Origin of the sequence: uncultured Mucilaginibacter sp. (assembly GCF_903913935.1) — a bacterium.
In the GTDB taxonomy this organism is placed as follows: Bacteria; Bacteroidota; Bacteroidia; order Sphingobacteriales; family Sphingobacteriaceae; genus Mucilaginibacter.
The window spans coordinates 1-1955 of sequence record NZ_CAIWNH010000568.1 but is presented as its reverse complement, the minus strand read 5'-3'; the positions used below and the strand labels follow the sequence as shown (position 1 = coordinate 1955).

The following is a 1955-nucleotide window of genomic DNA, read 5'->3' as shown; positions in this document are numbered from 1 at the left end:
TGTATCGAGAGGGTCCTTCTTTTCAACCAGGTGACTGATGATCATGCCCAGGCCAACAAAGGTTGCCACAAAACCTCCATAAATAACATGGCTGTCATCATCATTAATAGCCATAGAACGACACAACACATAGGCCAGCAAAAGACCAATACCTGCACCAAATACCATCATACCAAAGCGTAGCGGGCTTCTGCGGCGGCCCGACCAATTACTGTTCTTCACATTATTCAATGCAGATACATCCATACCCCGGCTGATCATTTCAAGGCGTTCGCGGCTGCGCATATAACTATGGGCAAATGCAAGGCTAAGGCCACCAACGATGGCAACTATCGGCACCATTACTCCTAATATGCCTTGTAATTCTCTTCCGTCAATCATTTGTAACATAACTATGTTTTAAAGGGTTTTAAATATTGCTTACAAGTTTAAGACTACCTTGTTTAAACCGAGGTTACCGAAAAAATAAAAAAAATATTGCGGTAACCTGCATAGCTTTCGGGTAGTCTTAGTTAGTACTACATGCAGGGCATTATAGCAGATGATATTTTGGTGGGACATATTATAAATGGCGATACTACCGCATTTAAAGTGCTGGTTGAGCGTTACCAAAACTTGGTTTTCACTATAGCGTTCCGCATAACCGGTAAGCGTGAAGAAGCCGAGGAGGTAGCACAGGATGTTTTTTTGAAAGTATATAATAGCCTGGCCGGGTTTGAGGGAAATGCAAAGTTTTCGAGCTGGATTTATAGGATAGCCCACAACACCGCCCTAACTAAAATAAGAAACCGGAAAGAAGAGTTTAAGGAATTAGATACTACAGGAAACCGCGATTATGGATTAGCAAACAGTATAGTTAATGAAGCCGACCAAACCTTTACCAAAGAATATATAAACCGGGCCATAAACATGCTTGAACCCGAAGAGGCAACCATTATAACCCTGTTTTATTTGGCGGATCAAAGTTTGGAAGAAATAGCCCCGGTATTGAACATAGAACCCAACGCAGCCAAAGTGAGGCTTTTCAGAGCCCGCAAAAAGCTGCGCGAAAAAATGGAACTGATTGGATAAAAGCGATAATTTAAACAGCAGCAAATGATAACCGAAGAGCAAATATGGAATTACCTAGACGGCAGCCTTAGTGAGGCTGAGCGTAAAGAAGTGGAACGGAGTATTGCAGCCGATAAGCAATCCATGGACTTATTTACAGAAATATCTGCACTGAACCGTTATTTAAAACAGAGCAGCTTGTTAAGCCCTTCTCTCTCCTTTACCGGTACGGTTATGGCAGCTATAGCCCAACAAAAACCATTTACAGCGCCGGTAGTATTACCAATAAAAGCCTTGCTGTTATTTTTATTACCAAGCCTGGCACTGATAACCGCATTTGCAGCTGTACTCGCTTATGGCGATGTGCAACTGTCAACTCTGGCACAAATAAACATACCCATGCCCGATTTTAGCCGTTTTAAGATCTACTTAATTGCAGGCTATATTTTGATACTTGCCTACCTGCTCGATAAATTATCAGAGCACCGGTTCAACCGTAAAGCCCTTCTTTCTTAACAAGGCAATAACACCTACTTCGCCGGGTAAATGCAGCGCACCGATAGCAATAAACGTAGGTTGCTTTTTAATAAATTCAGCCATGCGTTTAGCCATACGCTCATTCCGGTCCACAACCAGCGCCTTATAAAACTTGTCCGACTTTTTTGATGGATCATCAGAGCCGGAAAGACTGTCACGGTCTTGCGCCAGGTAATAATTCAGCACCTCGGGTCCTCCGCTTTTATTGGCCTGGGCAGAGTCAACTTCATCTCTTAACAAATCGGCCTGCTCCTGGTAACTTAAAGAATTGAGTGCGCCCAATTGTTCAGCAACAGTTTCAATACCTATAATTTTCTTGTTGGCCTGTTTAGCTTTTTGGTGCAGGTATAAATCAAGCACCGGTGCGT

At 42.9% G+C, this 1955-nt stretch carries 4 protein-coding genes; 2 read left to right on the top strand and 2 right to left on the bottom strand.

The genetic code is table 11. The features are described 5' to 3' along the window. A partial coding sequence (locus QZY09_RS23105) for a DUF6249 domain-containing protein (protein WP_295676653.1) occupies positions 1–390 on the bottom strand: 390 nt, incomplete at its 3' end. Between the two features lie 132 nt (positions 391–522). On the opposite strand from QZY09_RS23105, the gene QZY09_RS23100 reads away from it, so the two are divergent. Then, the gene (locus tag QZY09_RS23100) at positions 523–1071 is read left to right on the top strand and encodes an RNA polymerase sigma factor (RefSeq protein ID WP_295676651.1); all 549 of its coding nucleotides are present in this window, start codon (positions 523–525) and stop codon (positions 1069–1071) included. A 24-nt stretch (positions 1072–1095) separates the two neighbouring features. Further along, on the top strand, positions 1096–1566 hold the full coding sequence (locus QZY09_RS23095) for a hypothetical protein (RefSeq protein WP_295676649.1): 471 nt from the start codon (positions 1096–1098) through the stop codon (positions 1564–1566). Here the strand turns inward: QZY09_RS23095 and QZY09_RS23090 are convergent. Beyond that, positions 1528–1955: TraB/GumN family protein (locus QZY09_RS23090; RefSeq protein WP_295676647.1), on the bottom strand; the 428-nt coding region annotated here is incomplete at its 5' end. The two genes, QZY09_RS23095 and QZY09_RS23090, sit on opposite strands and share 39 nt — an antisense overlap.

What these genes read in the sequence shown, in the direction of transcription:
- QZY09_RS23100 (WP_295676651.1), top strand. Translation starts at nt 523, where the DNA reads ATGCAGGGCATTATAGCAGATGATATTTTGGTGGGACATATTATAAAT.
- QZY09_RS23095 (WP_295676649.1), top strand. Translation starts at nt 1,096, where the DNA reads ATGATAACCGAAGAGCAAATATGGAATTACCTAGACGGCAGCCTTAGT.